A 15,427-nucleotide genomic window follows, 5' to 3' on the forward strand; every position below is an offset into this window, starting at 1 on the left:
GCGGGGAGACACCGTGAAGCTGAACATGAACCGCAAGGGATCCACTGGAGCGGAGCGGCCACGCCACCGACGGCGCCGCGCCCTCCCCGCAGCTGCCACCGCGCTGCTCCTCGCGACCGGCACCGCAACCCTCGTCACCACGCAGAGCGCGAGCGCCGGTCCCGAACACTCCACGACGCAGACGCAGACGCAAAAGCAGAAGCACCTCACCGCGGCGGACGCTCCCGACCTCGGCCCCAACGTCGATGTCTTCGACCCCTCGATGTCCAAGGACGAGATCCAGTCCCGGCTCGACACCGTCTTCAAGGAGCAGGAGAAGAACCAGTTCGGCCAGGAACGGCACGCGCTGCTGTTCAAGCCGGGTAAGTACGACGTGGACGCCAATATCGGCTTCTACACGCAGATCGCCGGGCTCGGCCTGTCGCCCGACGACACCGACATCAACGGTGATGTGCACGCCGAGGCCGACTGGTTCGACGACAACGCCACGCAGAACTTCTGGCGCGGCGCCGAGAACCTGGCCGTCACCCCGGCCAACGGCACCGACCGATGGGCCGTCTCACAGGCCGCGCCGTTCCGCCGCATGCACGTGAAGGGCAACCTTCAGCTGGACCCGCGCAACCACGGCTGGTCCAGCGGTGGCCTGCTCGCCGACACCAAGGTCGACGGTACGGTCTCCTCCGGGTCGCAGCAGCAGTACCTGTCGCGCAACACCGAGTGGAGCGGCTGGGAAGGCTCCAACTGGAACATGGTGTTCGTCGGTGCGACCAACCCACCGGCCGGCGCCTTCCCCGAGCCGCCGTACACCACGGTGGACAAGACCCCGAAGTCCCGCGAGAAGCCGTTCCTCTACGTCGACGACGCGGGCGCCTACCAGGTCTTCGTCCCCGACGTCGCCACAAACACCCAGGGCACCACGTGGTCCGGCGGCGCGCCGAAGGGCAAGTCCCTCCCGATCGGCGACTTCTTCATCGCCAAGCCCGGCGTGCAGACATCCGAGATCAACGCCGCGCTGGACGAGGGCAAGCAACTGCTGTTCACGCCCGGGGTCTACCACCTGGACGACACGATCAAGGTGACGAAGCCGGACACCGTGGTACTCGGCCTCGGCCTCGCCACGCTCGTCCCGGACGGCGGGGTCACCGCCCTCTCGGTGGCCGACGTGGACGGCGCGAAGATCGCCGGCGTGCTGATCGACGCCGGCAAGGAAAGCTCCGACACGTTGATGGAGATGGGCCAGAAGGGCGCTTCGGCGGACCACTCCGCCAACCCTTCCTCCCTCCACGACGTCTACTTCCGCGTCGGCGGCGCGGGCGTCGGCAAGGCGGCCAAGAGCCTCGTCGTCAACAGCTCGGACGTCATCGGCGACCACACCTGGATCTGGCGGGCCGACCATGGCGACGGAGTCGGCTGGACGCAGAACACCGCGGACAACGGCCTGACCGTCAACGGTGACGACGTCACGATGTACGGCCTGTTCGTCGAGCACTACCAGAAGGACCAGGTGGTCTGGAACGGCGACGGCGGCCGGACGTACTTCTTCCAGAACGAGATGCCGTACGACCCGCCGGACCAGGCGGCCTGGATGGACGGCGGCACGAAGGGCTACGCCGCGTACAAGGTGGCCGACGGCGTCACCGACCACCAGGCGTACGGGCTGGGCAGCTACTGCTACTTCAACGTCAACAAATCGGTGGCCGCCGACCGCGCCTTCCAGGTGCCCAAGGCGGACGGCGTGAAGTTCCACCACATGGTGGCGGTCTCGCTCGGTGGTACCGGCACGATCAACCACGTCATCAACGATCAGGGCGGTCCCGCGAACACGGGCAACCAGGAGGCGTACGTGGTGGATTACCCGTAGACGGTCCCAGCACGCTCACCCGCACGACGCCCCTCTCACACCACCCCCCGCAGCGAACGGCCGCCGACCCCACACCGGCGGCCGTTCGTGTTGTTGCCGGTTGCCGGTTGCCGTTGCCGGTCGGTTGCGGAGCCTGGCGAAATTGCTGGACGCTCCCTGCACAGTGACAGAACGGTGACACACGGAGCACAACGATCCCGCGGGCAGCCTTGTCTGATGTGGCAGGCGCAGGGAGCGCCACACATGACGAACTGGGGGAACACCATGAATCTCTTCCGTCGCGCTGCCACGACAGCCGCGCTGACCACTGTCACGGTCGGCGCGGTGGCCGCCTTCGCGACGCCGGCGTCCGCGGCGCCCCGGACGACCACCGAGGCCGTCGCCTCTCCGGCCTCGGCGCAGGCGGTGTACAACGGCGCCTGCGGAAGCGGTTACCAGGTCATCGACTCGACGCCGGTCGGCGACGCCGGCACGGTCTTCGTGACCTGGAACGAGTCGACGGGCAAGAACTGCGCCGTCACCATCCGGAACACGCCCGGCAATCCGCCGGTGTGGATGGCCGTCTCGCTCGCCATCGACGCCGGGCGCGACGCGCCGTACGTGGTGGACAGCGGCAACTACACGTCCTATGCGGGGCCGGTGTACCTGGACGCCCGTGGCCAGTGCATCCTGTGGAACGCCGCGATCGCCGGCGTGGGTGCCAACGGCCGCGGCCACTGCGGCTGATCTCCCTCTGCCCCCTCCATGAGTTCTGCGCACGAAAACCCGGTGCGTTCGCGCTGCTCGCGGTCGTATGCTCAAGCAAGATCACGACGGACGGGAGGTGGAGACAGTGAAGCTTGCCGAGGCGCTGGCAGAACGGGCGGAAGCGACGCGGCGCGTAGAACAGCTGCGAGCGCGCGTTGTCAGCAGCGCGCGCTACCAGGAGGGTGAGACACCTGCGGAAGAAGCGGCTCTGCTGCTGGCCGAGGCCGGTGAGGTGATGGACTCCCTCGAGACGTTGATCCGGCGCATCAACCGGACCAACGCCGCGGTGTACATGGGGGAGGACGGTACGCTCACCGACGCGCTCGCCCGCCGGGACGTACTGCGGCTGCGTCACTCGGTGATCACCGCGGCGGCGGACGCGGCAGCGGGTACGGGCGAGCGGGGGTACGGCCGGCAGCTTCGGTCCGAGCTGAAGATGCTCTCCGCGCTCCCGGTCGCCGAGCTGCGCGGACAGGCAGACGATTTGGCACGAGCGATCCGGGAGATCGACGTGCGGATTCAGCGCAAGAACTGGGAGGCCGATCTGCTGGACTGAGCAGTCCCGGCAGGTCGGGGTGTGGAGCAGGTAGGCGTTCCGGAGGCGTGCACACACCGAGGGCCGGCGGTTTTCCGGCCCCTCCTGGCGCGTGAAGAGCAACGCGGGGGTTCGATTCCCCATCAACAGTGCAGCTCAGCACCGCGTACAGGTGACAGTGCACATCGCACAGCACATCACCACGTGCAGATCCGGGCGTCGAGGGCGGGTTCGGGGTCTTCCACATCTTCCGCATCACAGCGACCGGCCCATGGTGCGCCGGGGGAATCTCCTCGTCTCCCCGCACATGACTCGCATGACTGACCAGTGGGTCGTCAGGTCCGTCGCAGCCACTCCTCCGCTATGCCGTGCAGAGCCTGTTCGCTCGGGCGCAGGTGGGAGTCGTCCTCCTGGTAGCCGAGGCGGTCGATGACGTCGACGACCCCGTCGACACGGGAGGCGAACCGGACAGCAAGCGGGATTTCGCTGCTGCGTTGCAGGGTGCCGGTCAGGGTGACCACGCCGTTGTGCACGGTGACCTCCACGGTGTGCGGCTTCAGCCACAGGGTGCGCACCAGCACCTCTTCGATGATTTCCGTGCGGATGTCGTCGTCGGGGCGCAGGAACACACTCACCAGATCGCCGCGCGTGACGATGCCCATCAGGCGCCCCTCCACGTCGATGACGGGCAGGCGATTGCAGTGGTGGCGGGCCATGAGACCGGCTGCTTCGGTGAGGGACTGGCGCGGGCCGACGGTGATGGCAGGTTTGGTCATGAGGTCGCCGGCCGTGACCGCGCGGCTCTCGGCCCGGACCATGCGCCTGCCGCGCAGGGGCAGGCGCCCGAGTCGGGGCTTGGCCTCGTTGAGCGGAGCTGCTTGCCGTGCCATCAGGTCGGCCTCGGACACCACACCGAGGACCCTGTCGTCACCATCGACGACCGGTACTCCGCTGATGCCGTGTTGGGCGAGCAGCGCCGCGACCTGCTTGAACGGGGCGTTGGGCGGTACGGCGACCACGTCGCGGCTCATGACATCGCTGATCGGTCGGTTGTGCATCCTGCCTCTCCCTTCCTTCCGGTCGCGCGAGACGGTGGATCTCAGCTGCGCCGCGCGGCGGGCCCGGGCAACGCGCTCGCGGGCGGCGCAGGTACGGATCGTGTGCGGTACGGGGGAGCCGGTGCAGCAGGTGGACGCGGGCGACCCGGTCCCGCAGCACCGCGGCGACCGGCAGACCCTGGGAGCCGGTGGACCCGAGAAGGGCCCGTACGGCATCCTCACCGGTCGCCGCGGCGATTGTGGGGGGCACCAGCACGGTGGGCGGGAACCTCGCGGTGCCGACAAGCTGCTCGTGGACGAGCGCGAGCAAGGCCCCGTAGGCCGGGCCGTCCCGCGTGCATCTCCCCGGTCATGGCGTTCCACCGCCGTCCTCCGTCGTCACCTGCATCGTGCATCGTCGGCTTGCTTGTGCCTTCATCGTCCGGTGCCTCCGGCATCGTCCGCAGGGGGCCGGCGGGCCCCGGCGGCGGCTGAACGGCCCGGGACGCCGTGCCGATCGGCAGTGGGAGAGGGCACGTCCGGTCACTGTGCCAAAACGCCGGCGGTGCTCGAAGTGCAGGCGAACCGGCCACACCGGTGGGGCCGAATGTCCCTCGGGCGGACCCGCATCGGCCCCTGCCTCCGGGGCGCCGGCCGGCCGAAGCTGATGCCGAGTGGCCGGTTCTGGAGAAGGGCACAGCCATGGAGCAGCCGCTGGTAGTGGGATGCGACGGATCCGACCCGAGTCTGGAGGCAGTGGACTGGGCAGCGGGTGCGGCCGCCCGGTACGACTGCCCACTGCGCATTGTGTACGCCTCCCGATGGGAGAGGTACGAGGGACAGCTCCTCGACCTGTCGACCGAACCCTCGGCCGAACGGGTCATGGAGGAACAGGTCATCGGTGTCGCCGCGGAGCGAGCCAACCGCCGCGTGCCAGGGCTCAAGGTCACCACGCATCTTCTGCCGGACGACCCCACGATGGCGTTGCTGGCGGAAGCTCACCGTGCGAGGGCCGTGGTCGTCGGGCACCGAGGCCGCGGTCGGCTGGCGTCGTTGCTGCTCGGTTCGGTCGGACTTGTCGTGGCGGCGCGAGCGAGCTGTCCTGTGGTGGTCGTGCGCGGCCGCACCAACCGTGTGCGCGGCGCGATGCGCAAGGTGGTGTTGGGTATCGGGGAGGGGCGTCGCGAGGCGGCAGCCGTGGCCTTCGCGTTGCGCGAGGCCGCGGCGCGCAGGTGTGCGGTCGAAGCCGTGCACGCGTGGCGATGCGGCATCGGGGAGGTGCCCGAGCACCGGGCACCGCACAGTGAGTGCCGGGCAGACCATGAGCGACAGGCGGAGCTCCTGTTCGAGGAGGTGCTGACGGAACAGCCGGCCGAACACCGCCAGGTGACGGTGGAGCGCCGCACCGTCGAGGGGCCTGCGGGCGCATCCTTGGTGGCGGCGTCGGAGAGCGCCGACCTGCTCGTGGTGGGTGCCCGCCGACGCCAAGGCCGCGCCGGGCTGCAGCTCGGGCCGGTGAACCATACGGTGCTGCATCACGCGCAGTGCCCGGTAGCGGTCGTACCGGAGAGCTGAGCTGTGTCCGACCGTCCACTCGCCGACTCGAAGGGCCCTGTGCCCGCAGGAGGCAAAACGCCGCCGACGGGCTACTCTGCGGAGAGGGGAGCGAATCGGTCGCGAGGGAGCGGGGAGGCGCGCTCCATGCCGAACTCGGGGGGCCACGAGCGCCACTCTGTGTTGCCGCAGTTGCGTCTGGACCAGTTGCTTGACGAGTTGCAGTCCCGCCTGGACAGCGCCCGTGCCACGCACGAGCGCATGCAGAGCCTGCTGGAGGCGGTGCTCAGCGTCGGCAGCGACCTGGACGTCGAACAAGTGCTGAAGCACATCATCGAGGCGGGCGTCGTGCTCGCCGACGCCGAGTACGGCGCGCTGGGCGTCGTCGAGAACGGCCAACGGCTCTCCCGGTTCCTTCCGGTGGGAATATCGGAACCACTTGCGGCCAAAATAGGGGCATTACCCTCGGGGCACGGCATCCTCGGGGAGCTGATCCGCCACCCCGAGCCGCTGCGGCTCACCGATCTCGCCGAGCACCCCAGCAGCTACGGATTCCCTCCGAACCACCCACCGATGCGTACCTTCCTCGGCGTACCGATTCGCGTCCGTGACGAGATCTTCGGCAACCTCTACCTCACCGAGAAACGGGGCGGGGCGCAGTTCGACGCCGATGACGAGGCAGTGCTGACGATGCTCGCGGTGGCCGCCGGAGTGGCCATCGACAACGCACGGCTGTACCACGAGAGCCGGACGCGCGAACGGTGGCTGGAGGTGCTCGGCGAGATCACCAGGGCCCTGCTGTCCGGAGCCGACACCAAGGAAGCGCTGAACCTGATCGCCCGCCACAGCGGGGAGCTCGCCGACGCGGACTGTGTGGCCGTCTTCCTGCCGGACGCGGATACGGGAGGGCTGCGGGCAGTGGTGGTGCACGGCGCGGATGCCGCTCATCTTGCCGACGCCGTCGTGCCGCGCAACGGCTCACTCGTGGGGCTGGCGGCCCGCACCGGAGAGCCGGCGGTCACCGGCGACCTGAGCGCCGACTCCCGCGATTGCACCGCGCCTGCCGGGTCACAGGTCACCGGCCCGGCAGTGGCGGTACCGCTGTTGAGGGACCAGCAGGAGGCGGGCTCGATCCGGTTGAGCCGCGTGCGGGGGCGCCCGGCCTTCACGGAACATGACGTCACCTTGCTCTCCGGCTTCGCCGAGCAGGCCGCGCTCGCTCTTGAGCTGGACCGCAGGCGGCGGGAGTCGGAGCAGCTGGACGCGCTACGGGAGCGCGACCGTATCGCCCGTGACCTGCACGACCTCGCCGTGCAACGGCTGTTCGCCACCGGGATGACGCTGCAGAGCGCCACCCGTCTGATCGAGCGGCCGGAAGCGGCACTGCGCGTCGGGCGGGCCGTTGACGACCTCGACGAGACGATAAAGATCATCCGCTCCACCATCTTCGGCCTGCGCACCTCGGCCCAGCCACGGGAGGAGGCGGGACTGCGGCGACGCACCCTCGACGTGGTCGCCAAGGCCGGCGAGGCCCTCGGATTCACCCCCTCGCTGAGGATGGACGGCCCGGTCGACACCGACATCCCCGCCGAGGTCGCCGAACACATCCTCGCCGTACTGACCGAGGCGCTGAGCAACACGGCCCGGCACGCGCGCGCTCGTCGTGCGGACGTGACGCTGTCCGTGGCCGACGAGGTGGTACTCACCGTCACGGATGACGGAGTGGGACTGGAATGCGTGTCGAGGGGCGGAAACGGCCTGGCCAACATGCGGGGCCGCGCGGACCTGCTGGGCGGCAGTATGGTTCTGGAGACACCGGCCGATGGTGGAACGCGGATCGTATGGCAGGTTCCGCTGACCACAGCGTGATCATGTGTGCTGGTCAGGAGGGTGGCGCGGTGGATCCTCCCGGTCGCGCACACGCTCCGCGATCACCGCGGCCTGGATGCGTCGCTCCACCTTGAGCTTCGACAGGATGGTGGATATCCGGTTCTTCACGCTCTTCTCGGCGAGGTAGAGCCGGTCGGCGATCTGACGGTTGGTGAGGCCATCGCCGACCAGGTCCAGGATCTCCCGCTCCCGCGGGGTCAGACGGGCGAGCTCAGGAGGTCCGGTGGGCGTCGCCGGGCCTCGGACACGAGTCAGGACGCGGGCCGTCACTTCGGGGGAGAGCATGGATTTACCGGAAGCCACCGTCCGCACGGCGGCCACCAGGTCCGACCCCTTGATCTGCTTGAGGGCGTAACCAGCGGCACCGGCCATGATGGCGTCGAAGAGCGCTTCGTCGTCGTCGAAGGAGGTCAGCATCAGACAGGCGAGTCCGGGCAGCCGGGCACGTAACTCCCGGCAGACCATGATGCCTTCGTCATCGCCGTGCTCTTCGGAGGAGCCCAGCCGGACGTCGAGTACGGCAACATCGGGCCGGAGCGCCGGGACACGGGCAAGCGCCTGACGGGCGTCCGCCGCGTCGCCCACCACCGCCATGTCCGGCTCGGTGTCGAGGAGATCGCGCAAGCCACGGCGGACGACTTCGTGATCGTCCAACAGGAAGACCTTGATGGGTTTACGTTCACCGTCATCGGGCCCCGGTATGAAGTTCATGATTCACGCTCCCGCAAAGTGCCACGCATGGTGCTGGGCAAAGTGCCGGGTACTCCTCTTCGTCGCAGCCCCTCCTGCAATCCCGCCATCAGCGTGTCGCCACCGCCGCCCAGGAGGCCATGGGCCATCAGTCCCTTGCACGGCGCCGGTCGGCCCGCACGACGGACCACGGTGTGGTGATCCCGTACGACGCACCCGCGCCCCGTACCACTGGCACGGGGCGCGGGCTGTACGGCGTCACGACGAGGGCGCGGGGTCCGACGCTGGGCAGGTATACCGTCAGTGGCCGTGGCCGTGGCCGTGGCCGTGGCCGCCGCCCCCTTTGACTGCGGTGGCGTAGCGGCCGTCAGGGTTGGTGCGGCAGCACTCAGGGCGCCCGACAGCGCGTTGCCCCTGAGCATCGGCGGCGCCGTGATCGTACTAGGGTGCTCCGGTGGGCAGTGGGATATCGCGTGAGGCGAGCAAGGGGCAGCAGAGCGAGCCGGCGAGAGAGCCGAAGCGGGAGCCGAAACCGGCGTGGGGTTGGCGCGCCATCGGGTTGCTGCTCGGTCTCGCGATCCTCCTCGTCGGCGCCGGAACTGTCGTCGTCAACGGTGTCCAGGGGGTGCGGGGCACGGGACTGGTCGGCACACGCGGCACGTTCACGGTCGACTACTGCGTCGACACCGATCCCAGCCGGAAGAATTCCGATTACGAGTGCGGAGGTGACTTCGCCCCTCGTGGCGGGAGCGCCGACGACGGGTGGAGCGGAAAGCTGGAGAACGCGGACGACTACCGGGCCGGTACGAAGCTTGCTGTGGCCGAGGCCTGGAGCAGCGAGTGGCGGTTCAGGGAGGTCGGTGTCGGAGCGGTCCTGGAATCCGGTATGTGGTTCTGCTTCGGACTGGTATTCCTGGCGATGGGCTTCTTCCAGTCCCGCAAGTGGGCGAAGAGCTTCAAGAAATAGACCGCGGGTGCCTTGGCTTCCTCGACCTGTGGGCGAGTGACTCACGTGAGCACGCACGTGACCGTCCTATGATCCGGGCCATGGCGGAGGAAGAAATGGCTGGGGAAGTGGACGACGACGGGCCGGATGGGCCGTACGCGCGCGTGCACCTGCCGGACGGCCAGGACATCCACGCGACCGTCCGCAGTCGCGAGCAGGACCCGACCGGCGCCTGGTGGTACACGCTGGAGATCGTCGTCCCGGATCGGTTGCCTGCCGTCGGCGGCCCTGTCCAGCAGGGCCGCGTCATCAGCTTCACGGCCGGCTACCCCACGGTGGAGCCGATCGAGGGGCAGGACTACAGCGTTCTGGACCCGGCCCGGCAGTCGTCGGGGCCGCCGGGACGCTGGCGCATCTCGATCGACCGCGATGGAGTGGAGTGGGTGCACCGCTCCGACTGCGCTCAGGCCGGTGACACCTGGATCTCGGACCAGGATGCTCTGACACGGCTGAGTGATCCCGAGCGCACCCGGCCCTGCCCCGTCTGCCGGCCCGAGGCCGTACTGCACACCTTGCCCTACGCACCGGAGGGGTAGGCCGACACCGGCCCACGCCCTTGGTCACCTCCTGTTCGTGCTCACGCTCGCATTGCCGATGGGCAGTCCTGCCAGTAGCGCGCGGCGACTGGCCCTGACGTGCTCGCGCATGATGTGTTCGACGCTGTCGACGTCCTTCTCAAGGATCAGCTCCAGGACGAGATGGTGCTCGCGGTCGGATTCCAGGGCACGCCCTGGCTGGCTCAGTGATGTTTTGACCAGTCGGGAGTAGGCCAATTGGTTCATCAGCATCCGGTAGTGGGCCTCCAGCTTGCTGTTGTCGGCTCCGACGATGAGCAAGTCATGAAATTCCTGAACCAGTTGGGCGTGCCGTTCCCGGTCGTCCTGCGCCACCGCTTCATCGGCCTCGCGCAGGTTCCGCTCCAGCATGTCGATCTCCGGCACCCGGCCGCGTCGGGCGAGGAGGCGGGCGGCCGCCCCCTCGATGAGTTCCTTCATTTCGAAGAGCTCGGTGATTTCGCGGCGGGACGGGGTGGTGACGAAGGTGCCGACGCGCGGCCGCACCTCGACCAACCCTTCGGCCTGGAGCTGCTTGAGGGCCTCGCGGGCCGGCGTACGGCTCACACCGAACTCCTCGGCCAGTGCGATCTCCGAGAGTGGAGCGCCGGGCTCGATGTCGCCCATGATGATGCGGCGCCGCATCTCGGCGGTGACCCTGACCTGCATGGAACCGCTTTTCGCTCCGTCGGTGCCGCAGTTCACCGGGCCGGCCCCCGTCGTTGGCATCATCCGCCGGTCATCCCAGCGGCGCGAGGGCGCCACCGTCGAAGAACGTGCCCGCGCTGTAGACCATCGGGGGCGTCTCCGTGACCGCGGCGTGCACCACACGGCAGATGAAGACGGTGTGGGTACTGGCCTGGAGCCGCTCCCGGATCTCGACTTCCATCTCTGCGCTGCTGCGAGAGATCAACGGGCTTCCGAACGGGCCGGCCTCCCACTCCAGGTCCCTGAACTTGTTGTCGGACTTCCTTGCGAACGTGTTGACGACGTCCAGCTGGTCAGTGGAGAGAATGTTGATCGCAAGGTGGTTGGCCCGGAAGAGGCAGTCGTGCGTGGAGGAGGTGTGCTGTACGCACACCATCACCGTGGCGGGGTCGAGCGAGATGCTGGAGAACGCGTTGACCGCCAGCCCCCTGGGGGTGTCCTCGTCCATCGCGGTCACGACCGTGACGCCGGTGACGAACTGCCGGTTGACCTGCTTCATCAGGTCGATGTCGGGCTGCGCGGAAAGCGTGGTCATGGAAGTGCTCCTGGTCATTGCGGTCGTCAGTCCTGTCCCACTCGGATGATGCCGAGCGCCGAGAGCAGCGCTCGGGGGTCCCATGTCACGAACTCCTCGACGATGCGATCTCCTTCGAATCGGGCGAACGTGGCGCCGCTCACCTCGACGTGCCGCTTGGTGGCGGGCACACCGAGAAGCGCGTTCTCGTGGGTTCCGCTGCTGTGCCAGCGGATCGCCGCCTTGTCGCCGTCGACCACGACGTCGTCGAGGGCGGTGACCAGGTCGGGAAATGCCGACCTGGTGGAGACGATGGACGCTTTGAAGGCGCTCAGGTTCTGGGCGTGTCCGTCTCCGCCGTGGCGGAGGTAGGAGGGGCCGAGCAGCTGGTCGAGGGCGTCGACATCCCCCTGGCCCCAGGCCGCGGCCCACACCTGCTCGATGAGCTTTCGACGTGCTTCAGTGGTCGACATTCTCTTCTCCTTTCGGTGCGCGCCCGGCTCTTTCCGGGCAGGCCGCCGCCAGGGCCGGGGCCCGCGGGCGCTTGAGGAAGGGCGGGGCGGCCAGAGCTCGGTGCGCAGGGACGCACCGAACGGAGTGGGGGAGTTGGGATGCGGCTCCTTGCGTCCCGGTGTCCGGAGGGGCGCCGGTCTGGCATACAAGAAGTAGTAAGACGGCTCGAAGATTCAGTGTCAAGGGTCCTGTGGGGACGGATCGCCTCAGCGCAGGTGCATATTGGACAGTGGGCAGTTCAGGCGGCCCTCTTGGTGTCGGCGAAGCGGTCCAGGTGCTGGCATGGAGAAGTCTTTGGTCTTGCCCTCTTGACCCATGCAAGTGGGATGCCTACCGTCTGTGCCATGCAAGAGCCCATCGCGGATCGGTCTGACGGGAGCGTCGGTCTCCGTACGCTGGTGCTCTACCGCGACGGGCGTGCGCGACCCGCACAGCCACGCGGCGAGCAAGTGCCACTGCGGTAGCACGGGACACCGGCGGGCACGGCCTCTCATCCGGGCACGGCCCCCCATCCGGCACGCGCACCGGGGTTCGTGGGACGCAGCGTCTCGCACCGGCCCGCCCGTACTCAGCACCGCTGTCCGGCATCTCGCGTACGGGCGGAACGCCCTCGTCAGCGCTGTACCGAGCGAGCGTTGCCCGGCCCAGGCACAGGGGCACCGCAAGCATTCCCGCGCACCGCAAGCCTTATCGGGCACCGCAAACCGGCGCCTCGGCCACCGCAAACCGGCGCCGCCATCATCGTTGCAACCTTGAAGGAAGTCCTGCCATGAACGTTCGCAAGATCGTGACCACTGTCGAGGAGATCCGCACAGAAGGAGGCCGCCAGGTCACCCCCGCCGCCCGGGTCGCCGTCGTCGCAGCGGTGATCGAGAACCCATGGGCCGGTCAGGGCTTTGTCGAGGATCTTGCTCCCGGCATCGAGGCCACCGCTTCCGACCTCGGTGCGCTGCTGGCCCCGGCGGTGCTCGACGCGCTTGGCGAACCTGCCGAGGCCTACGGCAAGGCGGCCATCGTCGGCCTGAACGGCGAAATCGAGCACGGCTCGGCTCTTATTCACACGCTCAAGTTCGGCGACCACTTCCGCAAGGCCGCCAACGCCACGACCCTGCTGCCGGCAGTCGAGAAGCGTGCGGATGCCGGTGCCGTCTTCGACATCCCGCTGAAGCACATCACCGACGCGACCATCCGCTCGCACCATCAGACCGTCGAAGCCCGGGTCGCCGACGCTCCCCACCGCGACGAAATCCTCGTCGCGCTTGCCGCCGCTGCCCAGGGACGCCCCCAGCAGCGCCTGGCGTCGCTCTCGACCGAACAGTAGGCGCGCATGAGCAAGCCCACCGTCGTACTGCTGCACGGGGTCGGGCTCGACCACACCATGTGGGAGCCCGCCGCCACACTGCTTGCCGACCGATTCACCGTACTCACCCCCGATCTGCCGGGCCACGGAACCCGCCCTCCGGCGGACGACAAGGTGACACTCGCTGACCTGGCGGACGGGGTCGCCGACCGGATCCCGGCCGGCTCACACCTCGTCGGTTTCTCCCTGGGCGCGCTCGTCGCCCAGCACCTGGCGCTGCACCGGCCGGAGCTGGCAGCCACGCTGACCTCGGTCAGTTCGGTGTGCCGGCGGACCCCCGAGGAGCGGGATGCCGTCCTCGCCCGGCTCGGCCGGGCGGAGTCGGACTTCACGGCGAGTACCGCCGCATCCCTGGAGCGGTGGTACGCCGGCACCGGCGTCGACCCCCACTGGGTTGCGCGTACCGAGGCAACGCTGCGGGGCAGTGACGTCCGGTCCTTCCTCAACTGCTACCGCGTGTTCGCCACGGCAGATGCCGAACTCGGCCCTGACCTGGCGAGCATCACCACGCGAGCGCTGGCGGTCACGGGGGAGAACGATCCCGGCTCCACCCCCGAGATGACCCACCGGCTCGCCTCGGCACTTCCGCACTGCCGAGCGGTGGTCGTCCCCGAAGCGCGTCACATGCTGCCCGTCGAGCGCCCCGAGACCTTCGTCGACTGCCTCACCACCTTCATCGGAGAGTGCGCACATGCCTGACCTCACCACGCTGCAGCACTTCATCGGCGGCACGTGGGTCGAGCCCGCGTCCGGCGAGTACTTCGAGAGCACCAACCCGGCCACCCGCCAGACGCTCTACCGGGCAGCCCGCGGGAACGCCGCTGACATGGAACGGGCCGTGGCCGCCGCGCAGGCCGCGTTCGAGGACCCGCGCTGGCGGGACCTCAGCCAGACCCGCCGTGGACAGCTGCTGCGCCGTCTCGGCGACCTGATCGCGGAGAACGCCGAAGAACTGGCACGGATGGAGTCGGAGGACAACGGCAAGCTGTTGCGCGAGATGCGTGGGCAGCTGGCCACCCTGCCGGAGTACTACCACTACTACGCCGGCCTGGCGGACAAGATCCATGGCGATTTCATCCCCACCTCCGACCGTCAGGTACTGAACTACACGGCGCGCGAGCCGCTGGGCGTCGTCGGTGCGATCACGCCCTGGAACTCCCCCCTCACGTTGACCAGCAGCAAGCTGGCACCTGCGCTCTGCGCCGGCAACACCGTGGTGATCAAGCCGTCGGAGTACACCTCGGCCACGGTGCTCAAGCTCGCCGAGCTGGCGCTGGAGGCCGGGTTCCCGCCGGGCGCGGTGAACGTCGTCACCGGATTCGGCGCGGAGGCCGGCCAGGCGCTGGTCGATCACCCCGGCCTCGGGAAGATCTCCTTCACGGGCAGCACCGCCACCGGGTCGCGAATCGCCGCGGCGACCGCGAGCCGTTTCATCGGCTCGACCCTGGAACTCGGCGGCAAGTCACCCAACATCGTGTTCGAGGACGCGAACATCGCGAACGCCGCGATGGGCGTGGTCGCCGGTATCTTCGCGGCCGCCGGACAGACCTGCATCGCCGGCAGCCGGGTGTTCGCCCACCGGTCCGTCTACGGCGAACTCCTTGAGCGGGTGTGCGAGCGGGCGAAGACCATCCGTATCGGCGACCCGCTGGACGAGAAGACCGAACTGGGCCCGCTCGCCTTCGCCGAGCAGCGGAACAAGGTCGCAGGGTACGTCGACCTCGGGCGCAGCGAGGGTGCCCGCGTGCTGACCGGCGGCAACCCCACCGACGGCGGCCTCGGCGGCTACTTCTACGAGCCCACCGTGCTGGTGGACGTCGACAACAGCATGCGCGTCGTGCGTGAGGAGATCTTCGGGCCCGTCCTGGCGGTCATGCCGTTCGACTCCGAGGAGGAAGTCGTCCGGCTGGCGAACGACACCGAGTACGGCCTCGCGGCCGGCGTCTGGACGCAGAACCTCTCGCGGGCCCACCGGATGGCGGCGCGGCTGGATGCCGGAACGGTCTGGGTGAACACCTACCGGGCCATGTCGCCGATGTCCCCGCGGCAGGGCTTCAAGACCAGTGGCGTCGGCGTCGAGCACGGTACCGAGACGATCAAGGAATACACCCGGCTCAAGAGCGTGTGGATCAACACGAGCGAGGAGCCCGTGGCCGACCCGTTCACGATGCGGAGCTGACATGCCCCAGATCGCGATCACCATTGCCGAGGGCCGCACACCGGAGCAGCTCCGGAGCATGATGCACGAGGTGCATGCCGCGGTCCTCCGTACCGTGAACACCCGCCCCGAGCACATCCGGGTCGTCGTCCACGAGGTGCCCCGGACGTACTGGGCCACCGGAGACCTCACCCTCACCGAGCTTGACGCCGCGGCTGCGCGGCACACCGCTGCGACGGCCGAAGACCACAGCGATCAGGACGCCGCGCCGGGCGCCGGGTCGCTTCCGTAGACACTGAC

Annotated in this window: 16 protein-coding genes; 11 read left to right on the forward strand and 5 right to left on the reverse strand. The window is 68.8% G+C overall.

The window, feature by feature from the left end:
- Positions 1 to 25: 25 nt before the first annotated feature.
- From ACZ6WH_RS18280 to ACZ6WH_RS18290, 3 genes are all read left to right on the forward strand, one after another.
- A complete protein-coding gene (locus tag ACZ6WH_RS18280) occupies positions 26 to 1,861 on the forward strand; it encodes a coagulation factor 5/8 type domain-containing protein (RefSeq protein ID WP_469729635.1) in 1,836 nt (611 codons plus the stop codon).
- 243 nt (positions 1,862 to 2,104) lie between these two features.
- Complete coding sequence (locus ACZ6WH_RS18285; RefSeq protein WP_469729448.1) at positions 2,105 to 2,587, forward strand: spore-associated protein A; 483 nt, start codon at positions 2,105 to 2,107, stop codon at positions 2,585 to 2,587.
- 106 nt (positions 2,588 to 2,693) lie between these two features.
- Positions 2,694 to 3,164 carry a DIP1984 family protein gene (locus ACZ6WH_RS18290; RefSeq protein WP_469729449.1) on the forward strand — a complete coding sequence of 157 codons (471 nt, stop codon included), beginning with the start codon at positions 2,694 to 2,696 and terminating at the stop codon, positions 3,162 to 3,164.
- A 314-nt stretch (positions 3,165 to 3,478) separates the two neighbouring features.
- Here the strand turns inward: ACZ6WH_RS18290 and ACZ6WH_RS18295 are convergent, their stop codons facing one another.
- Entirely contained in the window at positions 3,479 to 4,201 is a 723-nt protein-coding gene (locus ACZ6WH_RS18295) for a CBS domain-containing protein (protein WP_469729450.1), read from the reverse strand.
- A 681-nt stretch (positions 4,202 to 4,882) separates the two neighbouring features.
- Between ACZ6WH_RS18295 and ACZ6WH_RS18300 the strand changes: the two genes are divergently transcribed.
- Both ACZ6WH_RS18300 and ACZ6WH_RS18305 read left to right on the forward strand, forming a co-directional pair.
- Entirely contained in the window at positions 4,883 to 5,755 is an 873-nt protein-coding gene (locus tag ACZ6WH_RS18300) for a universal stress protein (RefSeq protein WP_469729451.1), read from the forward strand.
- 126 nt (positions 5,756 to 5,881) lie between these two features.
- Complete coding sequence (locus tag ACZ6WH_RS18305) at positions 5,882 to 7,603, forward strand: sensor histidine kinase (RefSeq protein ID WP_469729452.1); 1,722 nt, start codon at positions 5,882 to 5,884, stop codon at positions 7,601 to 7,603.
- On the opposite strand, the gene ACZ6WH_RS18310 is transcribed toward ACZ6WH_RS18305, so the two are convergent.
- Positions 7,604 to 8,335 carry a response regulator gene (locus ACZ6WH_RS18310; protein ID WP_432863350.1) on the reverse strand — a complete coding sequence of 244 codons (732 nt, stop codon included), beginning with the start codon at positions 8,333 to 8,335 and terminating at the stop codon, positions 7,604 to 7,606. It abuts the gene before it with no gap.
- Between the two features lie 433 nt (positions 8,336 to 8,768).
- Between ACZ6WH_RS18310 and ACZ6WH_RS18315 the strand changes: the two genes are divergently transcribed.
- Positions 8,769 to 9,281, forward strand: coding sequence for a hypothetical protein (locus tag ACZ6WH_RS18315; protein WP_469729453.1), 513 nt, complete (start codon positions 8,769 to 8,771; stop codon positions 9,279 to 9,281).
- 80 nt (positions 9,282 to 9,361) lie between these two features.
- Positions 9,362 to 9,856, forward strand: a complete 495-nt coding sequence (locus ACZ6WH_RS18320) for a DUF6233 domain-containing protein (RefSeq protein WP_469729454.1) — start codon at positions 9,362 to 9,364, stop codon at positions 9,854 to 9,856.
- A gap of 24 nt (positions 9,857 to 9,880) precedes the next feature.
- Here the strand turns inward: ACZ6WH_RS18320 and ACZ6WH_RS18325 are convergent, their stop codons facing one another.
- Genes ACZ6WH_RS18325 through ACZ6WH_RS18335 form a run of 3 tightly spaced genes read right to left on the reverse strand, consistent with a single transcriptional unit; the run spans position 9,881 to position 11,569 of the window.
- Entirely contained in the window at positions 9,881 to 10,639 is a 759-nt protein-coding gene (locus ACZ6WH_RS18325; RefSeq protein WP_469729455.1) for a GntR family transcriptional regulator, read from the reverse strand.
- The gene (locus ACZ6WH_RS18330) at positions 10,614 to 11,117 is read right to left on the reverse strand and encodes a flavin reductase family protein (RefSeq protein WP_469729456.1); all 504 of its coding nucleotides are present in this window, start codon (positions 11,115 to 11,117) and stop codon (positions 10,614 to 10,616) included. The genes ACZ6WH_RS18325 and ACZ6WH_RS18330 overlap by 26 nt, the downstream gene beginning before the upstream one ends.
- A gap of 26 nt (positions 11,118 to 11,143) precedes the next feature.
- Positions 11,144 to 11,569, reverse strand: coding sequence for an ester cyclase (locus ACZ6WH_RS18335; RefSeq protein WP_469729457.1), 426 nt, complete (start codon positions 11,567 to 11,569; stop codon positions 11,144 to 11,146).
- Between the two features lie 809 nt (positions 11,570 to 12,378).
- Between ACZ6WH_RS18335 and ACZ6WH_RS18340 the strand changes: the two genes are divergently transcribed.
- Genes ACZ6WH_RS18340 through ACZ6WH_RS18355 form a run of 4 tightly spaced genes read left to right on the forward strand, consistent with a single transcriptional unit; the run spans position 12,379 to position 15,419 of the window.
- Positions 12,379 to 12,930, forward strand: a complete 552-nt coding sequence (locus ACZ6WH_RS18340) for an amino acid synthesis family protein (protein WP_469729458.1) — start codon at positions 12,379 to 12,381, stop codon at positions 12,928 to 12,930.
- Between the two features lie 6 nt (positions 12,931 to 12,936).
- The gene (locus ACZ6WH_RS18345) at positions 12,937 to 13,668 is read left to right on the forward strand and encodes an alpha/beta fold hydrolase (RefSeq protein WP_469729459.1); all 732 of its coding nucleotides are present in this window, start codon (positions 12,937 to 12,939) and stop codon (positions 13,666 to 13,668) included.
- Positions 13,661 to 15,148 carry an aldehyde dehydrogenase gene (locus tag ACZ6WH_RS18350; protein ID WP_469729460.1) on the forward strand — a complete coding sequence of 496 codons (1,488 nt, stop codon included), beginning with the start codon at positions 13,661 to 13,663 and terminating at the stop codon, positions 15,146 to 15,148. The genes ACZ6WH_RS18345 and ACZ6WH_RS18350 overlap by 8 nt, the downstream gene beginning before the upstream one ends.
- A 1-nt stretch (position 15,149) precedes the next feature.
- Complete coding sequence (locus tag ACZ6WH_RS18355; RefSeq protein WP_469729461.1) at positions 15,150 to 15,419, forward strand: tautomerase family protein; 270 nt, start codon at positions 15,150 to 15,152, stop codon at positions 15,417 to 15,419.
- Positions 15,420 to 15,427 lie beyond the last annotated feature (8 nt).

This window comes from Streptomyces sp. NPDC050806 (genome assembly GCF_055586425.1).

What these genes read in the sequence shown, in the direction of transcription:
- ACZ6WH_RS18280 (WP_469729635.1), top strand. Translation starts at nt 26, where the DNA reads ATGAACCGCAAGGGATCCACTGGAGCGGAGCGGCCACGCCACCGACGG.
- ACZ6WH_RS18345 (WP_469729459.1), top strand. Translation starts at nt 12,937, where the DNA reads ATGAGCAAGCCCACCGTCGTACTGCTGCACGGGGTCGGGCTCGACCAC.
- ACZ6WH_RS18320 (WP_469729454.1), top strand. Translation starts at nt 9,362, where the DNA reads ATGGCGGAGGAAGAAATGGCTGGGGAAGTGGACGACGACGGGCCGGAT.
- ACZ6WH_RS18350 (WP_469729460.1), top strand. Translation starts at nt 13,661, where the DNA reads ATGCCTGACCTCACCACGCTGCAGCACTTCATCGGCGGCACGTGGGTC.
- ACZ6WH_RS18300 (WP_469729451.1), top strand. Translation starts at nt 4,883, where the DNA reads ATGGAGCAGCCGCTGGTAGTGGGATGCGACGGATCCGACCCGAGTCTG.
- ACZ6WH_RS18295 (WP_469729450.1), bottom strand. Translation starts at nt 4,201, where the DNA reads ATGCACAACCGACCGATCAGCGATGTCATGAGCCGCGACGTGGTCGCC.
- ACZ6WH_RS18305 (WP_469729452.1), top strand. Translation starts at nt 5,882, where the DNA reads ATGCCGAACTCGGGGGGCCACGAGCGCCACTCTGTGTTGCCGCAGTTG.
- ACZ6WH_RS18340 (WP_469729458.1), top strand. Translation starts at nt 12,379, where the DNA reads ATGAACGTTCGCAAGATCGTGACCACTGTCGAGGAGATCCGCACAGAA.
- ACZ6WH_RS18330 (WP_469729456.1), bottom strand. Translation starts at nt 11,117, where the DNA reads ATGACCACGCTTTCCGCGCAGCCCGACATCGACCTGATGAAGCAGGTC.
- ACZ6WH_RS18335 (WP_469729457.1), bottom strand. Translation starts at nt 11,569, where the DNA reads ATGTCGACCACTGAAGCACGTCGAAAGCTCATCGAGCAGGTGTGGGCC.
- ACZ6WH_RS18355 (WP_469729461.1), top strand. Translation starts at nt 15,150, where the DNA reads ATGCCCCAGATCGCGATCACCATTGCCGAGGGCCGCACACCGGAGCAG.
- ACZ6WH_RS18310 (WP_432863350.1), bottom strand. Translation starts at nt 8,335, where the DNA reads ATGAACTTCATACCGGGGCCCGATGACGGTGAACGTAAACCCATCAAG.
- ACZ6WH_RS18285 (WP_469729448.1), top strand. Translation starts at nt 2,105, where the DNA reads ATGACGAACTGGGGGAACACCATGAATCTCTTCCGTCGCGCTGCCACG.